This is a genomic window from Nocardiopsis sp. LDBS1602, assembly GCF_035818715.1.
In the GTDB taxonomy this organism is placed as follows: domain Bacteria; phylum Actinomycetota; class Actinomycetes; order Streptosporangiales; family Streptosporangiaceae; genus Nocardiopsis; species Nocardiopsis alba.
In genome coordinates, this window is sequence record NZ_JAYLVW010000006.1 from 223,225 (window position 1) to 245,046 (window position 21,822).

At 72.8% G+C, this 21,822-nt stretch carries 17 protein-coding genes; 3 read left to right on the forward strand and 14 right to left on the reverse strand.

Annotated features, from left to right (window positions below; translation table 11 throughout):
* Nucleotides 1-5: 5 nt before the first annotated feature.
* Nucleotides 6-425: a DUF6069 family protein gene (locus tag U9J66_RS19115; protein ID WP_326338300.1), complete on the reverse strand. Its 420-nt coding sequence runs from the start codon at nucleotides 423-425 to the stop codon at nucleotides 6-8.
* Nucleotides 426-554: 129 nt separating this feature from the next.
* Here U9J66_RS19115 and U9J66_RS19120 point away from each other — a divergent pair, with 129 nt between their 5' ends.
* Nucleotides 555-1,625 (forward strand): AraC family transcriptional regulator, encoded by a 1,071-nt coding sequence (locus tag U9J66_RS19120; RefSeq protein ID WP_326338301.1) that lies wholly within the window; start codon nucleotides 555-557, stop codon nucleotides 1,623-1,625.
* On the opposite strand, the gene U9J66_RS19125 is transcribed toward U9J66_RS19120, so the two are convergent.
* The 6 genes from U9J66_RS19125 to U9J66_RS19150 all read right to left on the reverse strand — a co-directional run bounded on the left by U9J66_RS19125 (nucleotide 1,607) and on the right by U9J66_RS19150 (nucleotide 9,003).
* Complete coding sequence (locus U9J66_RS19125; RefSeq protein WP_326338302.1) at nucleotides 1,607-2,026, reverse strand: hypothetical protein; 420 nt, start codon at nucleotides 2,024-2,026, stop codon at nucleotides 1,607-1,609. The genes U9J66_RS19120 and U9J66_RS19125 overlap by 19 nt on opposite strands.
* 386 nt (nucleotides 2,027-2,412) lie before the next feature.
* Nucleotides 2,413-2,844: a hypothetical protein gene (locus U9J66_RS19130; RefSeq protein WP_326338303.1), complete on the reverse strand. Its 432-nt coding sequence runs from the start codon at nucleotides 2,842-2,844 to the stop codon at nucleotides 2,413-2,415.
* Nucleotides 2,845-2,946: 102 nt separating this feature from the next.
* Nucleotides 2,947-4,524: an alpha/beta hydrolase gene (locus U9J66_RS19135; protein WP_326338304.1), complete on the reverse strand. Its 1,578-nt coding sequence runs from the start codon at nucleotides 4,522-4,524 to the stop codon at nucleotides 2,947-2,949.
* A gap of 144 nt (nucleotides 4,525-4,668) precedes the next feature.
* On the reverse strand, nucleotides 4,669-6,255 hold the full coding sequence (locus U9J66_RS19140) for an alpha/beta hydrolase (RefSeq protein WP_161110134.1): 1,587 nt from the start codon (nucleotides 6,253-6,255) through the stop codon (nucleotides 4,669-4,671).
* A gap of 195 nt (nucleotides 6,256-6,450) precedes the next feature.
* Nucleotides 6,451-8,550: a CRISPR-associated protein gene (locus tag U9J66_RS19145; RefSeq protein WP_326338305.1), complete on the reverse strand. Its 2,100-nt coding sequence runs from the start codon at nucleotides 8,548-8,550 to the stop codon at nucleotides 6,451-6,453.
* A gap of 75 nt (nucleotides 8,551-8,625) precedes the next feature.
* Entirely contained in the window at nucleotides 8,626-9,003 is a 378-nt protein-coding gene (locus tag U9J66_RS19150; protein WP_014912296.1) for a hypothetical protein, read from the reverse strand.
* Nucleotides 9,004-9,343: 340 nt separating this feature from the next.
* On the opposite strand from U9J66_RS19150, the gene U9J66_RS19155 reads away from it, so the two are divergent.
* Nucleotides 9,344-10,492, forward strand: coding sequence for a hypothetical protein (locus U9J66_RS19155; protein WP_042283478.1), 1,149 nt, complete (start codon nucleotides 9,344-9,346; stop codon nucleotides 10,490-10,492).
* Here U9J66_RS19155 and U9J66_RS19160 read toward each other — a convergent pair.
* The 6 genes from U9J66_RS19160 to U9J66_RS19185 are packed head-to-tail and all read right to left on the reverse strand — an operon-like array spanning nucleotide 10,476 to nucleotide 19,224.
* Nucleotides 10,476-12,671 (reverse strand): TIGR03986 family type III CRISPR-associated RAMP protein, encoded by a 2,196-nt coding sequence (locus U9J66_RS19160; protein WP_326338306.1) that lies wholly within the window; start codon nucleotides 12,669-12,671, stop codon nucleotides 10,476-10,478. The two genes, U9J66_RS19155 and U9J66_RS19160, sit on opposite strands and share 17 nt — an antisense overlap.
* 2 nt (nucleotides 12,672-12,673) lie before the next feature.
* On the reverse strand, nucleotides 12,674-13,417 hold the full coding sequence (locus U9J66_RS19165) for a hypothetical protein (RefSeq protein ID WP_017535424.1): 744 nt from the start codon (nucleotides 13,415-13,417) through the stop codon (nucleotides 12,674-12,676).
* Nucleotides 13,414-15,084: an RAMP superfamily CRISPR-associated protein gene (locus tag U9J66_RS19170; RefSeq protein ID WP_326338307.1), complete on the reverse strand. Its 1,671-nt coding sequence runs from the start codon at nucleotides 15,082-15,084 to the stop codon at nucleotides 13,414-13,416. The genes U9J66_RS19165 and U9J66_RS19170 overlap by 4 nt, the downstream gene beginning before the upstream one ends.
* Complete coding sequence (locus U9J66_RS19175; protein ID WP_326338308.1) at nucleotides 15,081-16,784, reverse strand: hypothetical protein; 1,704 nt, start codon at nucleotides 16,782-16,784, stop codon at nucleotides 15,081-15,083. Before U9J66_RS19175 ends, U9J66_RS19170 begins: the two co-directional genes overlap by 4 nt.
* Entirely contained in the window at nucleotides 16,781-17,458 is a 678-nt protein-coding gene (locus tag U9J66_RS19180) for a hypothetical protein (protein ID WP_017535427.1), read from the reverse strand. The genes U9J66_RS19175 and U9J66_RS19180 overlap by 4 nt, the downstream gene beginning before the upstream one ends.
* Nucleotides 17,455-19,224, reverse strand: coding sequence for a hypothetical protein (locus tag U9J66_RS19185; protein WP_326338309.1), 1,770 nt, complete (start codon nucleotides 19,222-19,224; stop codon nucleotides 17,455-17,457). Before U9J66_RS19185 ends, U9J66_RS19180 begins: the two co-directional genes overlap by 4 nt.
* 239 nt (nucleotides 19,225-19,463) lie before the next feature.
* Between U9J66_RS19185 and U9J66_RS19190 the strand changes: the two genes are divergently transcribed.
* Nucleotides 19,464-19,646 (forward strand): hypothetical protein, encoded by a 183-nt coding sequence (locus U9J66_RS19190; RefSeq protein ID WP_014912436.1) that lies wholly within the window; start codon nucleotides 19,464-19,466, stop codon nucleotides 19,644-19,646.
* A 126-nt stretch (nucleotides 19,647-19,772) separates the two neighbouring features.
* Here U9J66_RS19190 and cas6 read toward each other — a convergent pair whose 3' ends face one another.
* Nucleotides 19,773-20,720, reverse strand: a complete 948-nt coding sequence (gene cas6, locus U9J66_RS19195) for a CRISPR system precrRNA processing endoribonuclease RAMP protein Cas6 (RefSeq protein ID WP_326338310.1) — start codon at nucleotides 20,718-20,720, stop codon at nucleotides 19,773-19,775.
* Nucleotides 20,721-21,822: the final 1,102 nt, after the last annotated feature.

Sequence of the window (21,822 nt, forward strand, 5' to 3'; positions counted from 1 at the left end):
GGGGTTCAGACCGGCTCGGAGGTGCGCCGGAACACCGGGACGACGATGGCGGCGACCACCACGTGCGACAGGACGAGGACGACCTCGGTGGCGACGGTGGCCCCGACCGACAGGGACGGCACGAAGGACAGCAGGGTGAAGAGCACCGCAACGACCGTCCATACGAGGCGTCCACGGGCCGCGCCCAAGAGACGTTCGGCCACGGCCAGCGCGGCCCACCCGAGCAGGGCGAACACGGCGGTGAAGAGCGCGAAGTGCTGGACGCCGACGACCGCGGTCTCTCCATCGGGGCCGATGATCTCCATGTTCGCGTCGAACAGGGGCGCGAGGAGGATGAGGACGATGTTGGCGACGGTGGCGGCGACCACCCCAAGCAGACGCGGACGCCAGGTCGGGGTCGTGGTGCCGGATTCGGTGACGGTCATGGGTTCTCCTTCGGGTCGTTTCGGAACGTCTACGACCGTACGGCCCCTTGCCGAGACTTCCTATGCGCGAAAAGCTCCGATCTATCAGTGATCATCTTTCCGAAGGGGCATCGCGGATACGTTGAGGGCATGGATGTACTCAGCGACGTCGTCTCGACCGTGCGCACCGGACACCCCCGTTCGGCCCGGGTCGAGTGGTACGCCCCTTGGGGCATGCGCTTCACCGGCTCGGAGCCGCCGGGGTCCGGCTTCCACGTGATCCTTCAGGGCTCGTGTCGGCTGTTCATGGACGGGCGGTCCTCGATCCCCCTGGGCCCCGGCGACGTGCTCTTCCTGCCGAGAGGAGATGAACACTCTCTGGCCAGCGGCCCCGACGTCTCCCCCTCCGACCTGGGCTGCGTGGACTTCCTACGACGGCGGGACGGGCTGTTGAGTCCCGAGCCCGGTGAGCCCGTCCCGAACCTGGTCTGTTCGGAACGTCTGCCGCGGCACTTCCAGCGCTTCGGTGCCGCCACCTCAGGCGCCCTGGGAAAGGAGGGCGCGAGTGAGCTGTCCTGCGTCACGGTGAGCGGCTTCTACCACTCCGGAGGCGCCCGTCCCCATCCGTTGCTCGTGGACCTGCCTTCCGTGGTCCATCTGGCGGCCCGCCCGGATCGACGCTCAGAACTGCCGCTGGCGGTGGGGTTGCTCGGTCGGGAGCTGGGCTCGCAACGTCCGGGCGCGGACACCCTGGTACCGCACCTGTTGGACATGATGCTCGTGTACATCCTGCGCACCCACCTGGAGGAGTGCACGGGTGAGGAGGGAGAGAGGCGGGGTTTCACCGAGGCGCTCCGGGACCCGGCCGTGCACGCCGCGCTCCGGGCCGTCCACCTGGATCCGGCGCACCCTTGGACCGTGGAGAGGTTGGGCGAGCGCGCGGGGCTGTCCCGGGCCGCCTTCTCCCGCCGCTTCGGTTCCCTGGTGGGCATGCCGCCCTTGACCTACGTGACCTGGTGGAGGTTGACCCTCGCCGCACGGCTGTTGCGCGAGACGGACACCTCGATCGACACCATCGCCGCCAGGGCCGGTTACGCCTCCCGGTTCGCCTTCGCCGGAGCGTTCAAGCGGGAGTTCGACGTCCCACCGGCCCGTTATCGGGAAGAGGAAAACGAGGACACCTCCCCCGGCTCGCCCGCCGCTCAGACGAATATCACGTAGCCGAGAAGAAAGAGCAGGAAGTACGAGGCCAGAATGCCGAGGAATGTGGAAAGACCCCATCGATAACGCTCTTCGGCGTGGGCCTCGTCCGTCTCGGGGAAACGGATCGACCTCTCGGCGATCTCCCGTTCGAGCGCCCTCGCCACACCTCTGAAGTTCCGGTACCCCAGGATCAGGGACATGAGGGAGTCGGGAAAGGCGATGCACTTGATCGAGTGCCCTCCCCGTAGCGAAAGGGATATGCCTCCCACCCAGTGCACGCCGGTGACCACGAAGGCGGGGAACTCCACCTCCCTCGCGAAGTTCCGCACGATCACGTTCTGACCGCGCATCCTCACCCCGGTCAGCACACCGAGCATCGACCAGAGCCACGCCAGCGTGGAAGAGGAGACGAAGACCAACAGGAGGATCGGAACATCGGCCCATTCCATCCGCCCCGAGTCCCCGGTCCCACCACCGATGGCGAAACATCCGAACCCGCACATCGCGTATATCAGCCACGCGACGGTGGCCGAGGTCCATCTTTTGAAGCGCACTCTTTCTCGCCCGGGCTCAGGCATGGGGGCTTCCGATGACGATGAGACCCGGCGGGAACGGGTCGGTCAGGGGCACGAGGGTCGCGGGAAATGGGGAACGGTGCATGGGGGATGCCTGTTCGGGATCGTGGGGGATGTGAGGGACCGGGGTGGAAGGTTCGCCTCCGGTCTCGGAACAGGATATGAGACGCCCGCGCGGACCGGCACGGATCCGGGCCTCGGGCGCTCACAGGAGAGCCCGGGGCCCACCCCTACGGGCGGGGCCTGCGGGCGCTCAGGGTGAGGGCGGTGAAGGCCACCGCGCAGGTCAGGGCGTAGGGTCCCGGGCCGAGGAAGACGGAGAGCGGGGCGGCTCCGAAGGCCAGGGGCGCGAGCCCGAAGAGGGCGAGAGCCGCCGTGAGGACGGCGATCACACCGCAGGCACGTCGAGGCCAAGGGGAGCGGGCCCGGCGGGGGTCGATGAGCGTCAAGGGCACGGCCGCGATGGCCAGGGCGATGAGGACGGGGACGAACATCCAGGCCAGGTAGCCGGGTGTGGGGTTCCGGGCCTCGCTCAACAGGAGGCCCCCGGTGACCGTCAGGTGCGCCGCGCCCAGGAGCAGTCCGGTACCGGAGGCCGCGTACGCGAGCCACACGGGAGACGTGGTCCTCGTGATCGGGTCGTGCGTCCGTTCGGTGTCCATGTCGTGCTCCCTCGTGGCGTGTCGTTCTTCTCCGATTCTCGTGCGGACGACGGCCGTGCCGCCTCCCCCGTGGGAGGGATCCATCGGTACTCGGGGGGAGGCTCAGGAACCCGTGGGGCAGACGGTGCCCTCCTCGGGGAGTTCGCCCCGGAGGAGGTAGGCGTCGACGGCCTCGTTCACGCAGGGGTGGCCCTTGGCGTAGGCGGTGTGGCCGCCTCCCTCGTAGGTGAGCAGGGTCGCCGTGGCCAGCCGGTCGGCCATCTCCCTCGCCCACGTGTACGGGGTCGCCGGGTCGCCGAGGGTGCCCACGACCAGGATCGGCGGGGCCATCGGCGCGGTGACCCCGATGGGGGCGATCTCGGTGTCGGGCCAGTAGGCGCAGGGCAGTTTGCGCCAGACCTCATCGCCGCCGAAGAGCGGGGAGAGGCGGGTGGCGCGGATCGCGCCCTCCTGGTAGTCGCGCACGTCGGTCGGGGCGGCGTGGTCGGCGCATCGGACGGCGAGGTGGGCCGATTCCTCCATCCCCGGGGTCTCGTCGCCGTCCCGGCGCAGCAGCCCGAGCAGGTAGTCGTGGACGAAGTCGTCGCGTTCGCCCTCGGCCAGTCGGGCGAGCAGGCCCGCGGTGTCGTACCAGAGCGTCTCGGTGTAGAGGGCGCCGCGCAGCAGGTCGAGGAACCCGTCCCGGTCCAGGGTGCGGTCCGCGACGCGGAGGGGTTCGGCGTCGACGCCGTCCAGGATCCCCTCCATCTCCCGGAGGGCGGAGTCGGTACCGGTGAAGGGACACGGTTCGGCCCGGTCCAGGCAGAAGGCGACGAAGGCCTCCCAGGAGGTCTGGAGTCCGCCGGTCTGTTCGACCGCCTCGGAGACGACGTCGCGTTCGGTCTGGACGGCGCCGTCCAGGACCAGGGCGCGGGTGTTCTCCGGGTACATCTCGGCGTACAGGGCGCCGATGTAGGTGCCGTAGGAGAAGCCCACGTAGTTCAGTCGTTCGTCGCCCAGGGCGTCGCGCATGATGTCGAGGTCGCGGGTGACGTTGACGGTGCCCATGGTGGCGAGGAAGTCGGCGCCGGCCTCCTTCTCGCAGGCGGCGGCCAGTGCGTGGGCGCTCTTCTCCATGTCGGTGAGGAGGTCGCCTTCCACCTCGGCGGCGCCGATCCGGTCCGCTTCGGACAGGGGGCGGTCCATGACGCGCAGGAGGGGGCAGGAGAACCCTTCGCTGTCGCCGACGCCGCGCGGGTCGAAGGAGACCAGGTCGAAGGAGTCTCGGATCTCCCGCCCCAGGGGCAGGGAGCCGGCGAGGAAGGTGTCGACGCCGGAGACCCCGGGGCCGCCGAACTCGAAGACCAGGGAGCCCCGGCGCCCGTCGGCCGGCCCCTGGGCGGGGTGGCGGACGAGCGCCAGGTCCAGGGTCCGGCCTTCGGGGTCGCCGTGGTCCATGGGGACGGTGACCGTCCCGCATTCCAGACGGCGGAGCCAGTCGGGATCGCCTTCGACGGTCTCGGTGGCGGCGAGTTCCTCGGGGGTCAGGCACGGTTCCCAGGCGATGCTCTGTCCGTGGAAGGGGTGGTCCCCGCCGACGTCGGCGTGGGCCGTGATCGACGTGGCGACCACGACCACCGCCAGGGCTCCGAGCCCGAACGCCCCCGTCTTCGTAACGCGCACCCGCACAACCGACCTCATCCGTGACCCCCGACGACCGAGATTCACATACTCTGAGTGATCGTCGAGACACGCATGGCGAACATGCCGACAAGCGGGTCAATAGTCCGTTCTGGTGTGTTTTACCCGGGTGGGAGAGGGACGTGCCCTCTCCCTAGCGGGTCCTCACCACTCCCAGGCGGGGCAGGACAGCCCCTCCTCGGGCATCTCGCCCGTCAGCAGGTAGGAGTCCACCGCCGGGTCCACGCACGGGTCACCGTAGGCGTAGGCGGTGTGGCCCGTGCCCTCGTAGGTGAGCAGGACCGCGGAGTCCAGCTGCCCGGCCAGCTCCTCGGCCCAGGTGTAGGGGGTGGCGGGGTCGCCCAGGGTGCCGACCACGACGATCGGCGGGGCGTCGGGCGCGGTGAAGCCGCTCGGCGCCTCCTCGGTGTCGGGCCAGTAGGCGCAGGGGAGCTGCTCCCAGACCAGGTCGGAGCCGAAGAGCGGGGAGTCCACGGCCGCCTCCTGCGCGGCGCGACGGTAGGCGTCGGCGTCGGTGGGGTCGGTCCGGTCGGCGCAGTTGATCGCCGTCAGCGCCGCCTCCTCGTCCGCCCACGTCATGCCGGGCTTGTCCGACCAGTCGTCGGATTCCTCCTCGTACTCGGCGAACGTGTCGTCGTAGAGGACGTCGAGGTACTCGCCCGCCCCCTGCGTGTCCTCGTCCAGAGCGGTCAGGGTGGCGGCCAGCAGGTCACCGGAGTTCTCGTAGTAGAGCTGCTGGGAGATCATCGACATCAGGGTCGCCCCGTCCACCTCGACGTCCCGCGCCATGGGCGGGTCGGCGTCGAGGTCCTCCAGCAGGTCCGCCATCCACCCTTCGGAGGCGGCCGGGTCGGAGAAGGGGCACTCGCCCGCGGCGGAGCAGTCCTCGACGAACAGGTCCCAGGCGTACTGGAAGCCCTCGGCCTGGTCGACGGCGACCTCGACGTTGGGACGCTCGGTCTCCACCGCCCCGTCCAGGACCAGGGCGCGGGTGTTCTCCGGGTACATCTCGGCGTACAGGGCACCGATGTAGGTGCCATAGGAGAAGCCCACGTAGCTCAGCCGCTCGTCGCCCAGCGCCTCACGGATCAGGTCCAGGTCGCGCACCACGTTCACCGTGCCGATCGCGGCGAGGAAGTCCTCGCCCACCTCTTCGGCGCAGTCGTCGGCGTAGGCGCGGGCGGCCTCCTCCAGAGCGTCCAGCTCGGCGTCGCTCACCCGGGTCGGATCCTCGATCGCGCTACGCGCCTCGTCGAGGGCGAACCAGTCTCCGCAGGCGAAGCCGCCGCTGTCACCGACACCGCGCGGGTCGAAGGAGACCAGGTCGAAGGCGGAGAGGATCGGGTCGTCGAACATGGGGAAGTCCAGCAGGTCCACCCCGGTCTCGCCCGGCCCGCCCGGGTTCAGCACGAGGGAGCCGATCCGGTCCTCGTCCGACCCCTCGGCGGGGCGTCGGACCATGGCGAGCCCGATGGTCCCCTGACCGGGATCGGCGTGGTCGAGGGGGACGTCGAGGGTCCCGCACTCCAGCGTCTCCAGCCATTCGGGGTCGCCGTCCCACTCGGGGGCCTCGGCCAACTCCTCCTCGTTCTTGCAGGGCTCCCAGTCGATGGTGCCCAAGGCGAAGTCGGCGGGCCCGCCGTCCTCCTCCGGAGCGGCACTCGGCGGGGCGCATCCCGCCAGGAGCAGTGTGGCGACACCGCCCAGGACCATGACACCCGTGAAACGCACGTTCTCGATTCCTCTTCCGCTCTCGCGCCGTCCGCGCGGCCCTCGTGTTCCGAGAGTCGCGCACCGGTGCTCCGGTGACGCGCGGGGAATGAGACGTTCCACCCCCTTCGGAGGTTGCGTTCCCGGTATGGGAGGAAGAGCACGTTCGGTGGTGAAACCGTCGAAGGGAGGTCCGCCGATAGACCCGTGCCCTGTTCAGAGCCCTCCGACGTCGGTGCCGAGCAGGGCGGGCGGCGCCGCCGGATCGACCTCCACCACCATGGGCCGGTGGGGGTCCCCGAAGCGGATCCCCTCGTTCGCGGTCTCCCCCGTCGGGCCCTGCGCGATCCAGTCCACCAGCTCCCCCGCCCTGGTCACGTCACGGCCGGGCCGTGTCAGCGCCAGGAGCGTTCCGGCCACGTCGCAGCGGACCGCCAGGTGCGTGGTCGCGGCGAACACGCTCTGCGCCCAGCCTCCCGGGCTCACCGCGCGGAGCGGCCCTTCGGGGGTGCGGCGCCGTCTCCATCCGGGGGCGGCCAGACCCACCACGCGATCGTCGAAGGCCAGGGCCAGGCCGGGACGTTCACGGGCGGTGAGGAAGGCCTGTCCGTCGGCGAGGGAGGGGTCCCACCACACCCGGCACCCGGTGGAGGAGGCCTCGATCAGGGAGCGCGCCGCCAGGTCCAGCAACTCCACATCGACCTGGTCGAGCGCCGGCCCCCGCACCACGTCGCGCAGCGCCCCGTCGAGGGGTTCGTAACCGGACAGCACCAGCGACCAGTCCGGGCGGGCGCGTCCTCGAAGCTCCCGACGCCCGTGCTCCAGGCAGACCACGGCCCGTTCCCTGGCCAGTTGGTAGGTGGCGCAGGCTCCGGCCCCGCGCGCCGCCTCGGCCAGTCCCAGGCTCATCGCCTTGGTCCCGGTGGTGAAGTCGACGACGACCGGCCGGTCCCCGTCGCGTTCTCGGTCGATCCACGCGCCCACGCTCCGGGTCACCGCGGCGGGGTCGAACCCGTCCACCGGGTCGGCGGCCAGCCGCACCCGATCACGGTAGCCCTCCGAACGCAGGGTCGCGTCGTCGGGCGCCTCCGCTCCGGGGTGTTCGACCGCGTACAGCGTGCGGGCCGCCGCCTCGCGCACCTTGGTGCGCAGGCTCTGCCGGGAGGGCAGGACCAGGGCCCGGGAGGGGCGGTGGGCGTGCAGGGCGGTCAGGGCGCCCAACCGGCTGCCGCCCAGCGGGGTGACGAGCAGGGGCCCCTCCTCCGGCGCGGGATGGCGCGGTCGTGGGGCCGGCGGTGTGGAGGGCGTGCGCGGGTCCTCCGGATCGGTGGCCTCTCGGGGGCGAGGGGGGCTCTCGGGCAGGAAGGCGCGGCGCAGGGCCTCGAACGTGGTCATCCTGGCCAGGAACGCGTCCAAGTGCCAGACGTGGACGTTGCGGGCCGACAGGGCCGGGTTGTAGGCGGTGAGCCGTTCCCGCAGGTCGTCGACGGGCGGCCCCGCGTAGACGAAGAGGATCCGGGCGGCGCCGCCGAACACGCGGCGGGCCTTGGCCACGGTCCATCCGGCCCGGGCCACCACGTCCTCGGCCCGGCTCTTGACCTCCACGCACAGCACCCGGTGCCGGTGGCGGAAGAGGACGTCGAAGTCGGCGATGGAGCCGCCCGGCCGGTAGGGGTCGACGATCCGGCGGGATCCCAGTACCTCGGTGTCGTCGCGGCCGCGGGTCAGGCTGCGCAGGTGGGACAGGACGCGCCCCTCGGCGGAGATACCGTTCACCTCGCCTTCGGGGAGTCTCGGGTAGGCCTCGCGCAGGGCGTCCTCGCCGCCGCGCAGGTAGATCCGCACCGGCTCGGGGTCGCGCCGTTCCGCCCAGTGGGCGCCGTGGATCGCGGCCAGCGTGCTCAGGTCCGGACCGGGGTCCTCCCGTGACGGGGCGCCGTGCGGGTCGAGGTAGCGGCGCAACCCTCGGGATCCGGGAGGGAGCGAGCGTTCGTGGTGCAGGGCCGCGACCACGCTCATGATCTTGGTCCCCCCGGTGTAGTCCAGGTACCAGGGGCGTCCGTCGAGTTCGCGGCGGATCCGTTCCAGGACCGCGGTGACGGCACGGGGGTCGTGCGGATCCGGGCCCACGCTGAGCGCGCGCGCCGAACGGTCGTCGTGGAGGCGGTGGACCGCGTCGACGACGCGGTGGGCCACCGGCGAGGTGCCGTCGCTACAGACCAGGAACAGCCGTTCCACGGGCAGCGTCGACGAGGCCAGGAGGGCCGGTGTGGGGTTCTGGCCCACGAGGACGATGGCGGCTCCGGGTGCGTCCACGTTCTCCTCTCCCAGGGGATGGGGGCGATCCGTGCGCCGATCGTCTCCGGGTGGTCGCGGACGCCCCCACCGTACTCATCCGGGGGCGGTCGACGCCAAGGGGAGGGGGCGGGCCCCGCACACCGAATCGGAGACGACCACGAAGGAACGGCAGGCGGTGACGACCCCTCTGCCATCCCTGACCAGGTCGGAGGGGACCAACAGGTCTCCTCGTTCGGGATGGGCCGAACTGACCACGGACGAGACGATGAACCACACCCCTGCCCGGGGTTCGGGCAGGTTGGCCGCCCTGGTCCGTCTCTCGGCCATGAGGGGGATGCCGTCCAGGTCCCTGAGCGGCACCCGCGCCGCCTCCACCCTGGCCGGGCGGGGCGCGCTGGGCCAGGTGCGAATGACCCGGGCCTCCTCGTCGACCACTCTCACCTCGTGCGGGGTCAGGTTGATCACCCTCATACGGCGGCCTCTCGATCTCTCTCGTTCCGGTGGACCCCCGCTGCCGGCCGGTCCGGTTCTCACCGCACTCTCTCGGACACATCCGTGTGACCTCGACGGAACGGACCCGTGTTCCCCCTGGTACCCCTGTTCCGTCCTGACCGATTCACGAAAGGAAATGGCGTTCCCGCTTTTCGATAATGGCCATCGACAATTGACTTTTCACCCTCATCGGCCCTATTTTGTTATATGACCTCCCGCTGACCCGGGGGTGTCGCACAGGGTTCGCGACTCGTCCGCACGTCTTCCCGGAAGGGCTGGGGAGGCATCCCGGCCCCGGAGTATCCGGGGAGAAGAGTTCGTGAGCAAGCACCACTGCTCCGCCTGGGAGTTGTACGGTTCGGCCACCTTCCTGCGCGTGTTCACCCGCGTGCTCGGATGCGGGCCGTGCTCCACCGACGGAACCGCCCAGGGCTGCGCTCAGCACACCCAACAGTTCTGGGACTACATCGACCTGTGCGTCGAACACTGTCCGTGCTCCGAGCACGGCGGCGATCCGCACGGGGTACTCGCCGTGCGCATGGGGCGGGCCAGGCCCGGCCCCGACGGGGTGGACCGTACCGCCGCGCACCGGCTCCGCGACGCCTTGGACGACGTGCGCCGTGACCGTTCGTACAAGAACCTGCGGCGGGTCTACCCGCACCCGGCGCCCAACGGCAAGGCCCGCAGCGCCTTCTCCGAACGCCCCCGCCGGTGGGCCCAGCGGCGCGACGTCTCCCACGTGGCCACCGACGTGGTCGAGCAGGAGGCCCTGGCCATGCTGGTGCTCACCGCCGGGCGCGGTAACCCCGCCGCCGACCTTCCCGAGGACATCACCCCCGGTGAGTCGGTGTCCTTCACCGAGGACGGCAGCGCCGTTCCCGTGGCCGACCTGTACGGACGACCGATGACCGTGGGAAAGGAACCGCCGATGGTCTCGACCGCCACCGGCGACTACCTGTTGCGCAAGCTGGCCGAACTCGCCTCGGGCAAGGACGCCGACCCGGGGCGCACCCCGGACCAGCGGCGCCGCCTGCTGCTGCGCGGGCTGCTGCCCGAGCTGACCGGAGAGGATCTGGCCCGTCGTCTGACCGGTGTCCTGGGCCGGATGTCCACGCTCATGCCCGCGCACTTCACCCTGGTGCAGCACGCCCGCGGCCGTGCCCGCAGCGCCCCCTACACCCCGGTCCCCGAGACCTCGCCGTGGGAGGAGGACGGCGATCGACGCGAGGTGTTGCGCCGTGACGAACAGCGGTGGTTGTCCTGGCTGGCCCGGGAGCTGACCGCCGAGGCACAGGCCCACCGGGCCGCCTTCGACGCCGACCCCACCGGCTCGCTCGACCTCCTGCTGTGCCGGTTGCTGGTGGAGGGGCCCGCCGTCCCGGAGCGGTGGCGCGACGCGCGGGAGGACCCCGACCTGCGGGCCGACCTCTTGGAGGCGCTGGCCGAGACGATCACCTCTCGGGGCTGAGCCCCGCCCGACGGAACCGCTCGGTCAGCGGCGGCAGGACCGGGTACTCGGCGAACCCGCCCGCCGACATCACCGCGGTCTCCTCCCAGGGGAGGCGCCGCCGCCACCGGGTGGCCAGGCACAGGTCGACCGCCTGGTCGACCTCCCGCCACCGTTCCGGGGAGGGCTCCCCCGGAAGGCGGTGGGCCACCAGCGCCGCGGAGAAGGCGTCGAGCAGTTCCCGGACGCGGCGTTCGTCGGCGTGGACGACCCCGGAGTCGGGTCGCAGCGACAGGTCGGCGGCGCGGGCCCCTCGGTCCACCAGGTACAACTCGGGGCGCAGGTGGACGCTTCCCATCCCCAACGAGCGGCCCATCCCGATCTTGTGCGCGTGTTCGGGATCGTTCGGGTCCCCTCCGTCGACCGGATTGTCGAGGAGCAGGGCACGCATGAGGGCCCCGAGTTCGGCGTCGGTGAGGTTGGTGAAGGTGATCCGGGAGCGCAGGACGAGCCCGTCCCGCAGGGGGACGATGTCGCGGTGGGTCCGGCCGGGGCCTCCTCCGCCCGGCGGCGGTATCTCGATCCCCAGCTCCCTCAGGGAGCGCGCGTCGTAGGGGAAGGGGCCCGTCACCGGCCGGTGACGGTGCAGGTAGATCTTGTATCCGCCCAGGCGCACGTCCCCTTCGTGCGACCAGGTGACGATGTCGGGGCGCTCCCCCTCGTCCGCGTTCGGCCCCTGCACCAGGTAGTTGGCGAAGCAGCCGCGTCGGGGCGAGAGCAGACGTACCCGCAGGACCGTGCCGTCGGGGTGGTCGGGGTCGGTGAGGTCGGCGGCGACGTCGTCCGCGACCGCGTTGCCGAAGGACACCCTCCCCTTGAGGGCCCCGGCCTCCCCCGCGAACACGTCGACGTCGCCGAACATCGCGCGGCACACGTCCACGGTCCGACCGGCCCGGTCGGGGTCGTCGTCCCCGGGCCGCAGGACCGCCTCCGGGACGGCCCTTCGGATCGGGTTCTCGTCGCCGACCGCGATCCGGTAACCGCCCGAACGGCCGAAGGACACGACCCGGTCGGAGGGGTCCACGTCGAACCAGACCGGTTCGAGGCCCCGTCTGGGCAGGCCTCCGCCCCTCCCCCCGGCCACCGGGGGGCGTTCGGGGTCGCCTTCCTCGGTACCCAACGTGTCGGGGAAGGCCGCCCGTTGGTAGTCGGTGATCTGGGCCGCGGACTCGAACATCTCGATCAGGGCGTCGGGGACGGGGCGACGTCCCCTGCTCCGGTCGGACGGGAGCGGGAAGAGGTAGGCGTTGCGCCGTCTCTCGGCCGCGACCCCGGTCAGCACGATCAGAGCGGGGACCACCTCTCCGTCGCCCCGCCCCCGTTCGAGGTGGGCGCGGGCCTCCTCCTCGGTGGGGGCGACGGCCGCGACCCCGTCACGGCCGGAGCGGTGGACGGCGTACACCCGGCGGTACTGTAGGCGCCCGTGCGACGCGTGGGTGGTGGGGACGTAGGTCCCGTCCCGGGGCGGATCGGGGAAGTGGTCGACCCCGAAGTCCCAGGTCGCGAGGCTCTCCCGCAACACACGGAAGGGCAGTTTGAGCGCCCGTCCCCGTTCGCGTCCGAAGGGGGTGGCGGGCACCTCCACGACGTACCAGCGCCCCTCCCGAGGGGAGTGGTACAGGAAGCCCTGCGCGGTGCGGGTCCCCGATCGCCGACGACGGTAGTGCTCGTGCTGTCGGGCGCGCACCCGGCGGGAGCGCGCGGAGGCGTCGGCGCCGCCCTCCCTCACCGGGGCGCGGAAGAAGAGCATGGGGGTGTCGACCGGGCCTGTCTCGCCACCGGTGAGCATGCGCAGCGTGTTGCGCACCAGTCCGCGCAGGGAGGTGCCGGGGATCGCCGGCAGGAGCCGGTCCCCGTCCGGGAGCCGGAAGGAGCGCGAGGGCCCCTCCCCCTCCCCGGTCCGGCCCACGAAGATGGGTGTCAGGGTGGTGAGGGTCAGTTCGATCCAACCCGTGTTCGTGCCCGGGACGGTGCGGTCGTGGGAGCGCGGCAGGTCGTGGGTGTCGTACCCGTCGTGCAGGACGGCGGCGGGAACGGGGGCCTCGGCCAGCCGGACCAGGCCGTAGGGCGCGGTGGCCCGGCCTCGGGGGCGGGGGGCGGTGTTCCGAGAGACGCGGGCCGCGATGTGTCGGGGGTCCATCCTCAGCCCTCTTCGATCTGATCGCCGGTTCCCACGTCGAACTCCGGCCCGGTGGGCTTGGTCCCGTTGTGGACGCCGGTGAGCCGGTGGAAGGCCACGCCGACCGCGCCGGTGTCGGGGTCCGCGGCCCAGTACTCGCGGACGGTCAACCAGGTCCCCCGGCTCTCCAGCGCGGCCCGGTCCGACCCGGAACGGTGACGGAGGCGACCGGAGAACACCGTCCAAGGGGCGGGCAGGACCGCCTCGTTGCCCGAGGGTTCCCGGGTGATCGCCATCGGTGTCTCCCCCTCCAGGGTGCGTCCGTGGTCGTCGCCGGTCCAGCCCTGAAGGAGGAAGGAGCGGTCGCGCGGACGCAGCCACTCGGGCCCTTCCTCGGTGGAATCGATCGCGATCCATCCCGTGTCGGCGGCCTCGCCCAACCGGATCTGGGCGTGCGCGGAGAAGACCAGGACCTCCAGGATCCGCCACCGGTCGACACCGGGGTCGAGGGAGGGAGCGGACAGATGGGCGGTGCCCGGCCCGTCCGAACGGCGCCAACGGTCTCCGGGGCAGGAGCCGGTGATCCGTCCGTCGCCGAGTTCGGCCAGGAGCCATTGGGGGCCGGGGCCCGCTCCGGACTCGTCCAGGAGTCGACAGCGCCTTCCGTGGACGAACACGTCGTCCAGGACCCCGTCGACCTCCTCCGTGTCGAGCCGGTCGACCTCGACCCCGAACGGGGCGGGCGGCTCGTGGGCGTGGGGGCTCATCGTGATTCGTCCTCCTCCGGTCCGGTGAGACGCGTGTGCAGGGCCCTGACCCAGCGGCGTACGACGTGGGCCCGTTCCCCCTCGGGGTCGGCGAACACGGCCATGAGGTCCACCGGGTCCCCCTCGTCGTCCCCTTCGGTCTCCACTGGGGACGAGGGGTCGCCGTAGGTGGTCAGGACCGCCCGGGTGGCGACGAGCCCCCCGTTGCCGCCGCCGGTCCCCGCGCCCGCTCCGTCGAAGGGTACGGTCGCCAGTTCCCGCACCAGCAGGGCGAGCAGCCCGCGCACGGCGTCGTCGGGTCCGATGACGTCCAGGACGACCTCGGCCGAGCCGCCGCAGTGCGCTTCGGCGGTGAACAGCCGGCCGTCGACGGTGTCGCCGAACAGCGCGTCCACGGTCCGACGCGCGGTGGTCAGCGGCGCCCCGCCGGCCAGGACGGGGACGGACCGCAACCGGACGCGGGAGGGCACGGCCTCGCCGTGGTGGGTCGCGGCGGGTTCGGGGGAGGAGGTCCGCGCGGAGTCCGCTCCCCACCAACTCCCGTGCCAGGCCCGCCACCGTTCTCCCGGGGCGCCCAGGTGTTCGGCCGCGTCCCGCGCCAGTCGACCCCCGATCCGTTTGAGGAGCGCGAACAGGGCCGTGTCCCCGAGTACGGGTTCGACCCGTGTCGCCCCCGTGTCCGGATCGGTGACCACGGGGCGCCGGCGGTGGGAGCGGTCGACCCCGGGGCGTGTGTCCTCCGCCGGATCCCCGCCCACCAGGAGCAACCCGGGCCGCAACCCCTCCGGTCCGGTGGGGGGCCCGGCCGGCGGGGCGGCGCGTTCGGCCACGTGGAGTTCCATACGGAGCTCGGCGCGACGCGCGCGATCAGGGAGCGCCGCCCGGGCGGCCACGTGCGCGGCGACCGCGTCCCGGCCGTGTTCGCGCAGACCGAGGTCCACGAGGTCGGCCAGCCTTCCGGGGTTCTCGGTGAGCGCCTCGACGCCCTGCCGGTGGCGTTCGGCCCAGTCGCGCGCGTGGAAACCGGACCACCCGCGCGCGTCGGTGAGATCGTGGCGGCGCGCGGCCCACCGGGTGGCGCGGACCGCCCCGTAGCCGCGTCCGGTACGGGCCCCGATCCCGAGCCCCGGCCCCTCCCCCTCCAGACCGCGGGTCGCCAGGAGCAGCAGGCTCAGGAGTCGGGCCTCGTGGGCGAGAGCGGGGACCCACAGGCGCAGGTGGCAGGTGAACATCGTGCCGGCGGGCAGGATCTCCCGCCGCCACATACGGCCGGGGAGGGCGGCGCCGGTGTCGGGGGCCACCCGGATCCCCGTCCGCACCGTCACCGGGATGGCCTCGGCCCACTCGGCGTGGGCGTCGTCCAGGTCCAGGGCGCTGGGCGCGAAGACGGGGCCCCCACCGCCGAACAGGCCGACGGCCCCCGCGTGGTCGGCGCGGGCGGTGAGCTCGTGCCGCAACAGCCCGGCGAGGGTGGTCGCCCTCAGACGGGGCGCGTCCGTGATCGGATCCCGGTCCAGGGGCAGGACCCCGTCGTTCTCGCTCCCGTGCCCCGACACGGACCGCGCCGCCCCGATGTGGGCGTCGGTGAGCAGGCACAGCCGGGCCGTCAGTTCCCAGACCACCGCGGTCGGTCGAGGCAGGTCGGGGTCTCTGGGCACCTCCGTCATCGTGGTCCCCCCTCGCCCCGGCGGGTGCCCTCCCGCGGGGCGCGCACCGCCTCCGCCAGCCACGAGGCGACCCACAACAGGCACAGCCGTGCCGCGTCCCGGCGTTCCCACCGTTCGGCCCGCTCCGACAGGCCGCTCGGGCGTTCCGCCGGCGGCAGGCCGTCGGCCAGGGCCAGGTCCACGGCGGCGATCCCCCGCGCGTAGGCCGACCCGTGGGCGTCCTCCGGGCGCGAGGAGGCCCACCAGCGAAGGGCCGCCTCCCCACCGGAGAGTCCCGCGAGACGGCGGTGGAGGGCGTCCCCCGTCCCGGCGGAGGCGTCCAGGGTCGCGCGCAGGGCGGTGAGCGCCTCGTCCGGGGAACGGCGTGGATCGGAGATCACCTCTCGCAGCCGACGCAGGGTTCCGTGAGCGGACGTGGAAAGGGCGCGCGCCGAGGCGCGCGCGTGGTCGCGGACCGGGCCGACGGCGGCGTTCCAGAGCAGGGTGTCGTAGAGATCGTCCGGCCACCGGTCGTGGTCACGGGGGTCGGGCGCCGGCAGGACCCGACCGTCGGTCAGGGTGACGGTGCCCTCACGCCGTTCGGGTCGGGGGGCCGAGGCCTCCGGAAGCGGCGCGGCTCCGGGCGGGGGCGTGGGGAGGAGGACGAACTGGCCGTACCCGTCCACGGCCCGCTCCCCCAACGTGTGGGACTCCATCTCCCGGACCAGCTCCGGGGTCGGCGCCCGACCGGCCCGGAGTCGGACCACGGATCCGGGCGCGGCGGCCCAACGCTGCGCCATGGGGCCTCGATAGGCGCGGTGGTAGGCGCCCACGAGGACCGGTTCGACGTGGGCGGCCACCACCTCGGGAGGATCGGCCTCGGGCGCGCGCCGCTTCCAGAGCTCGCGTACCGCCGGCACCAGGGCGTGCGGACGATGCTGCCCCTGTTCCCCCACCGTCAGGGCCGGGGAGATCAGCAGGAGATCGACCTCTCCGCCCTTCCACAAGGGCGTCTCCGGCCGGTCCACCCGATCCGGGGACAGAGGGCGGTCGGGGTCCACCGGGCCCACCTCGACCCCGCCGTGGGCGCGGGTGCCGGCCGCGCCCAGGGTGAGGGACCCCCGGGCCTCGGCGAGCACGTCCAGGATCCGTTCGGCGAGCCCTCGCACGAAGTCGGGATCGGGGCCGCGCAACTGCCACCGGGCCTCGAAGACCTGCCCCGGGTCCAGGCTCGTGGTGAAGAAGGGCATGCCCCGGCCTCGCTCCCCCGAGCTCGAACGGCCCAGGTAGCGCTCGGCGGTGGTGTCCACGCTCGCGCGTCGAGAACGGTCGACGGTCACCGGCTCCCTGAGCGCCCGGTAGGGGACGCCGGGGACGTCGGTGCCGCCGGCGAACGCGTCCACCAGGGTGTCGCCGTCCTTTCCCGGAACGTACAGGTGGGCGGGGGCCGGGAGGGCGGCCACCGCTCCGCCGCCCCCCTCGATCCTGGGGTGGGCCGGGGCGAAGCGCACCCGGTCGCCCCGCGCCACCCACTCGGTCAGCTCGCGTTCGCGGCCGGCCCTGGACAGCGCGGCCGCCAACATGCCCCGTTGGGCCCGGCCGCTCACCACGCCCTCGGAGTCCACACGCAGCGGATCATAGGAGGTCCGCACCGCGACCGAGTCGGTGAGGACGTAGCGCAGCGGAAGGTAGGCGATGGTCTCCTCGGTCGGGCAGGTCATGGGACGACCTCCCCGTCCCCCGACCTCGCGATCCCGGCCTCCGCCAGGGTGGTGGCGTGCGGGTCGGGGTCCTCGGGGAACGCCAGCCGCACGTCCACCCGACCCCTGCCGCGCGTGGCCTTGAGCCCGATCTGAGCGGTGGCCAGACAGGCCATCGCCAGACAGCGTCGGTCGTCGGGGGCGGGCGGAACCGACCAGGTCAGGGCGGCGGTCAGGACCAGGCCGGGCGACAGGACGCGGTCGGTGCGCAGCCGGCCCGCCTCGGGCGCCCCGTGAGGACCGATCTCCACCCCCGATTCCAGGGTGGTGTAGGCCTCGGTGACGGAACGGCGCAGCCGGGAGCGCAGGGGTTCGGACCGACCGGCCAGGGCGTGGGCCACCGCGGACCGCACCTCGTCGCCGGTGACCGCGTGCCCCACCCGCAGGATCCGATCCCTCCCGTGGGAACGCCCCCGGCCGAAGAGGCGGTGCACCGTCCCCGCGAACTCCGGGAAGACCGCGGAGGCGGAGACCGCGCCGGCCCTGAGACGGGCGGCCAGCCGGTGGCGAGGTAGATGGGGAAGGCCGTGCTCGTCGGTGACCACGTCGGTGTCGGCGGCCGTGCCATCGGCGCTGGAGCCGACGAACAGGGCCGGGGAGACCAACCGCACCAGGATCCGATCCGGTACGCTCATCGGCCCCCTCCCCCGCCCCGGCACGAGGTCTCGGCCAGCCCGGGATCCGCGTACAGGTCCATGACACCGACCGCGTCGAGCAGCTCCCCCCTGCTCCAGTCCCTCGGGAGGGCGACGGGACGCCCGGTGGCGCGAGCCCGTCGGGCCAGTTCGGGGGCGGGATCGGCCCCCGACTCCAGCAGCGGGACCAGGGAGGAGACCAACCAGCCCCGGTTCCGGGCCGTGTCGTCGGCGAGCGGGCCGCCGGCGCGCAGGTAGCGGTCCAGGAAGCGGAAGAACTCGCCTCCGCTCATCGGACGGGCGGTGCGCGGAGGCTCCTCCCGCAGGTCCGCCTCCAGTCGCCTTCGTACCCGGTCCACCCCGTCGAAGCGGGTCGTCCAGGCCACGGCGTGCTCCTCGGCGGCGGCCGGATCCTCCTCGATCCGCGCCGCGCGGTCGTCCTTGGCCATACGGCACATCGTCTCGCACAGGTCGTAGCCGAGGGAGAGGGGCGCTCCCACCGGTTGCACCGCGATCCCGACACCGACCGTGGGCACGAAGGTGACGTGACGCCGCCCGCCCCTCACCACGGTCCGTCCGCTCATGCCGCGCGCGGTGGCCAGGACACGGTGCAGGGCCGCACGGGGGTCCTCCGGGTCCTCGATCCGTTCGGGGTCGGCGTCCAGCCACTCCATGGCGTACCGCGTCATGCTCAACGCCAGACGCGCGTCGCACAGGACGGTGAGGTCGTCCCCGGCCACCACGATCGGGCGGACCGGCAACCGGACCGGTCCGGGAGGCTCGTGGTCGAGGGTGATGCGGCCGCCGTGCCACCGGTCCGGCACGTACGGCGCCTCCCCCGGGTCGACCCGGACCGTGGCCGCCACCGCCCGCACCAGGGCGCGGGCCAGCCCCTCGGTGAGGCCGACGATCCTGGTGGACAGGGAGCGCTGGGCCAGGGCCCCCGACCCCGGGCGGTCCGGATCCCCGACCCGGTCCCGGTACTCGGCCAGGGTCGCGCCCAGACCGTTGACGTCCACGTGGACCACCGCGACCCGGCTCACCCCGCCGTGGTCGCGGCCCAGCCGGTCCACCTCCATCGGCAGGGCCAGGTTCGGGTCTCCCGAGGCGGTGGCCGCGTCCGTCAGCCAGGCGCGGCTGTGCTCCCGGTGCCACCGACGCCCGATCCCCCGGGCCCGGACCACGTCGGCCGCCACCCGATCGTGTTCGGAGCGGCTGCTGTCCACCGATTCGGCCGGTCCCCCTCCGACCGAGCAGATCGCCGTGACGCCGTAGCCGTGCGCCGGGGTGTGCAGGGCCGACATGTACCTGCGGGCACGACGCAGACGCGCGGGCAGGACGGCCAGCGCGGTGTCCAGGTCGGGCGCCTCCGGCTCTCCCCCGTCGACCGGCCCCCGCGCGCCGAAGGGTACGAGGGCCACCACGGGGGTGAGTTCCCCGGCCCGGTCCCGGAGCCTGCGCGTGTAGCGGGAGACGAGGTGGCGGGCGCTCTCCCGGTCCGGGAGGACGGCGGTGAGTGCGCCTCCTGCGTCCCGCAGGATCAGACACCGCTCGGGGATCAGGTCGGCCACGCCGTGGACGGGGTCGGAGGTGTCGGTGAGTTCGGCGACCAGGGCCGCCCGGCCGACCGCGTCCAGGATGCGCCGACCGCTGTAGACGTAGTCCTGGATCCCTCGAAGGTCGACGCCGACGAGGACGCCGTCTTCCGGGGGAGGTTCCTCCGGTCGCGCGTTCGATGTTCTGTGGTGGACGGGGGCAGGGGTCACCGTGGTGTGTTCCTCGTGTCTCCGGGGTCGGAGGCGTGTACGGTCCAGAGGCCCTTCGCGGACGGTGGTACCGGCATCACCACGGATATCAGGAGACGCGCTCCACCGTCATCTCGGTGTCCCCTTCCGGCCATCCCCGGGATCGCCCACGGACGGTGACTGTCCGAGAGACCACCTTGACGGGCCCGCCCCCGCACCGCTCAAGGACCCGCCGGACGCCTCTTCGAGAAAGGCCGCCGATGCCGACCCCACACCGCCCCGAACCACTCCGGCTCTCCGATCGGGAACGCCCCTCCGCGACCAAGCTCACCGGCCCCGCCCTGGTCCCGGACGATCTCGTGGCCCCCCTGCTCGACCTGGCCCGTTCCCTGCGCGAGCGTCCCGGCGGCCCGCCGACCGTTCCCGGCGAGAGGACCGGCTGAGACATGAGGAAGGCTCCCACCCCCGTCCACGGGGTGGGAGCCGACGGTACACGGCGGCGCGGTGTCCGCCGTGTACCGCACCGATCCCCGCCCGCCGTCCTCGAGCGGGAACCGGTGGTCGTGGGGTCAATCGAACAGGGTGCCGCCGAACTCCTCGGGCTCGGAGGCGGAGCGGACCGAGGCGAGGTCGACCCTGTCCCCGATCCGGCGCGGGCGGTTCGGCTCGGCGTTCCCGGAGCGGGGTGCCGGGACCTCGACCGTCACGCGGCCGCCGGTGACCGTGTCCACCCGGACCGCCCCGAAACCCTGGGCGGTGTACTTGCCGATCCCGGAGAGTTCGAGCAGTTCCAGAAGGACCTCGAAGGTCGGTCCGGGCCGTCGACCTCCCGTCCCGTGGTCCAGCCGGAGACCGCCCAGCCAGCCCAGCACGGTGCGTTTCTCCGCGTGGGCGTGTTCGGCCAGTCGGACGTCCTCCCCGGGCAGGGGGCTTCGCCGGACCCGGGCCAGCTCGACCAGGGCCTCCTCCAGCCAGGGGGTCGCCAGATCCCTCGGGGCGAAACGGGCCACCGCGCCCAGGGCCCCGCTGCCACCGACGATCTCCCCGCCCGAACGGTGCACCGCGCCGAAGAGACGACGCGGGGTGGGCCAGATGTGCGGGATCCGTTCGCCCGCGTTGTCACGCGTGGTGGTCACCACCGGGGTCAGCGCGTGCACCTCGGCCCCGCGTACGGTCACGGGGCCGGGCTCGGAGGTGAGCATCTCGGCGTAGGAGCGTTCGAAGGTCGGGGTGACCGAGAGCGGCTCCAGGAGATGGTCGCCGATCCGCTGGGGCACACCGATCAGATCGGCGGGGTCCAGCGGCGCGGAGACGTCGTCCAGCCAGGTGAGGGTCCAGTGGTACAGCCGGTTCCCCAGGGGCAGGGGCCAGCCGTTCATCGCCCAGCGTTTGGCGGCGGTGTGCTCCCGTTCGGACTGGGGCCACCAGTGGTTGAGCAGGCCATGACAGTCCTCCGGGCGGATCGGCCGTGCCGTGTCCGCCCGGTCCCTCAGGATCACGGTCCACCGTCTGGGCACCGGCCCCACCCCTTTCCGCGGTCGTGACGGCGGCCGCCCGCCGTGCTCGCCCTGCCGGGTACTCCTCTCGGACAGTCCCGGCCCGCCCCGTACGACGATCCCTCCGGTACGGGATCGCGGGACGGCCGCGACCATGGTGCCCGCTCGGGGCGACTTTTCCACATCTGCCTCGCCAGAAAGAGGTGGACTCTTGTCCATCACCCGTCGCGGGGACCACAATGAGCGGGCCCATCCTCCATCTCGAACGGAGCGCTCATGCCCCGCCCTCGCCACACCCTGGACCTGGACGTCCTGGACCGGGAGGCCCTCCTCGACGCCATCGACGGGGTGTACCGGGCTCTGGCCGCCGCCCGTTTCGACGTTCGAGGGCGACTCCTGGTCCCCGACGAGGCCGAGATGGAGCGACTGGAGGAGCGGGCCCGCGAACTCGGTCTGTCGGCCTCCGACCCGCACGACGCCCGGGAGGAGGTTCCCGGCACGCGGACCCTGGAGCTGCTGTCGGGCGGACACCTCGCGCCCGGAGCGCGCTACCTCTACACCGAGACCGTCCCCGAGTCGGAGATCGCCGAACCCGACGAGGTCGGGGAGGGCGAGGAGGAGGTCGACGGCTGGGTGGGCACCGATCTGGCCGTCGTCTCCTGGGAGACGGACGGTCTGCGCGCCTTCGACTTCGCCATGCGGGACGATCCCGCGCGGTCGGGGTTCGAGGAGGCGACCACCACCGGCCGGGTCGAGCACGACCTGCCCGCCGGCACCCTCACCGTACGCTCGCGGACGCGGTTCCCCACCCCGGGAGGCCTACTTCGAGAGGGCTCCCGGATGCTGCGCGTCGACGTCGAGGTGACGATCGACCTGCCCGGCTGGTTCGCGGCCGCCACGGGCGAGAGGGATCTGGAGCCGATCCGTCTGGAGGTGTCCCATCCCCTGGTGGGCGTCTCGGGTCGGGCCGTGCCCGGAGCCGAGAGGGAGGGGCGTTGGCCGGTGGAGGCCTGGCTGGACGTGCGTGGACGCGGCCTGGCCCGCCCCCTCGTGGCGGTGACGACCTGGGCGATGCTGCGTTCGCTGCGCCGTTCACCGGACCGGCCGGTCCAGGAGTGGACGG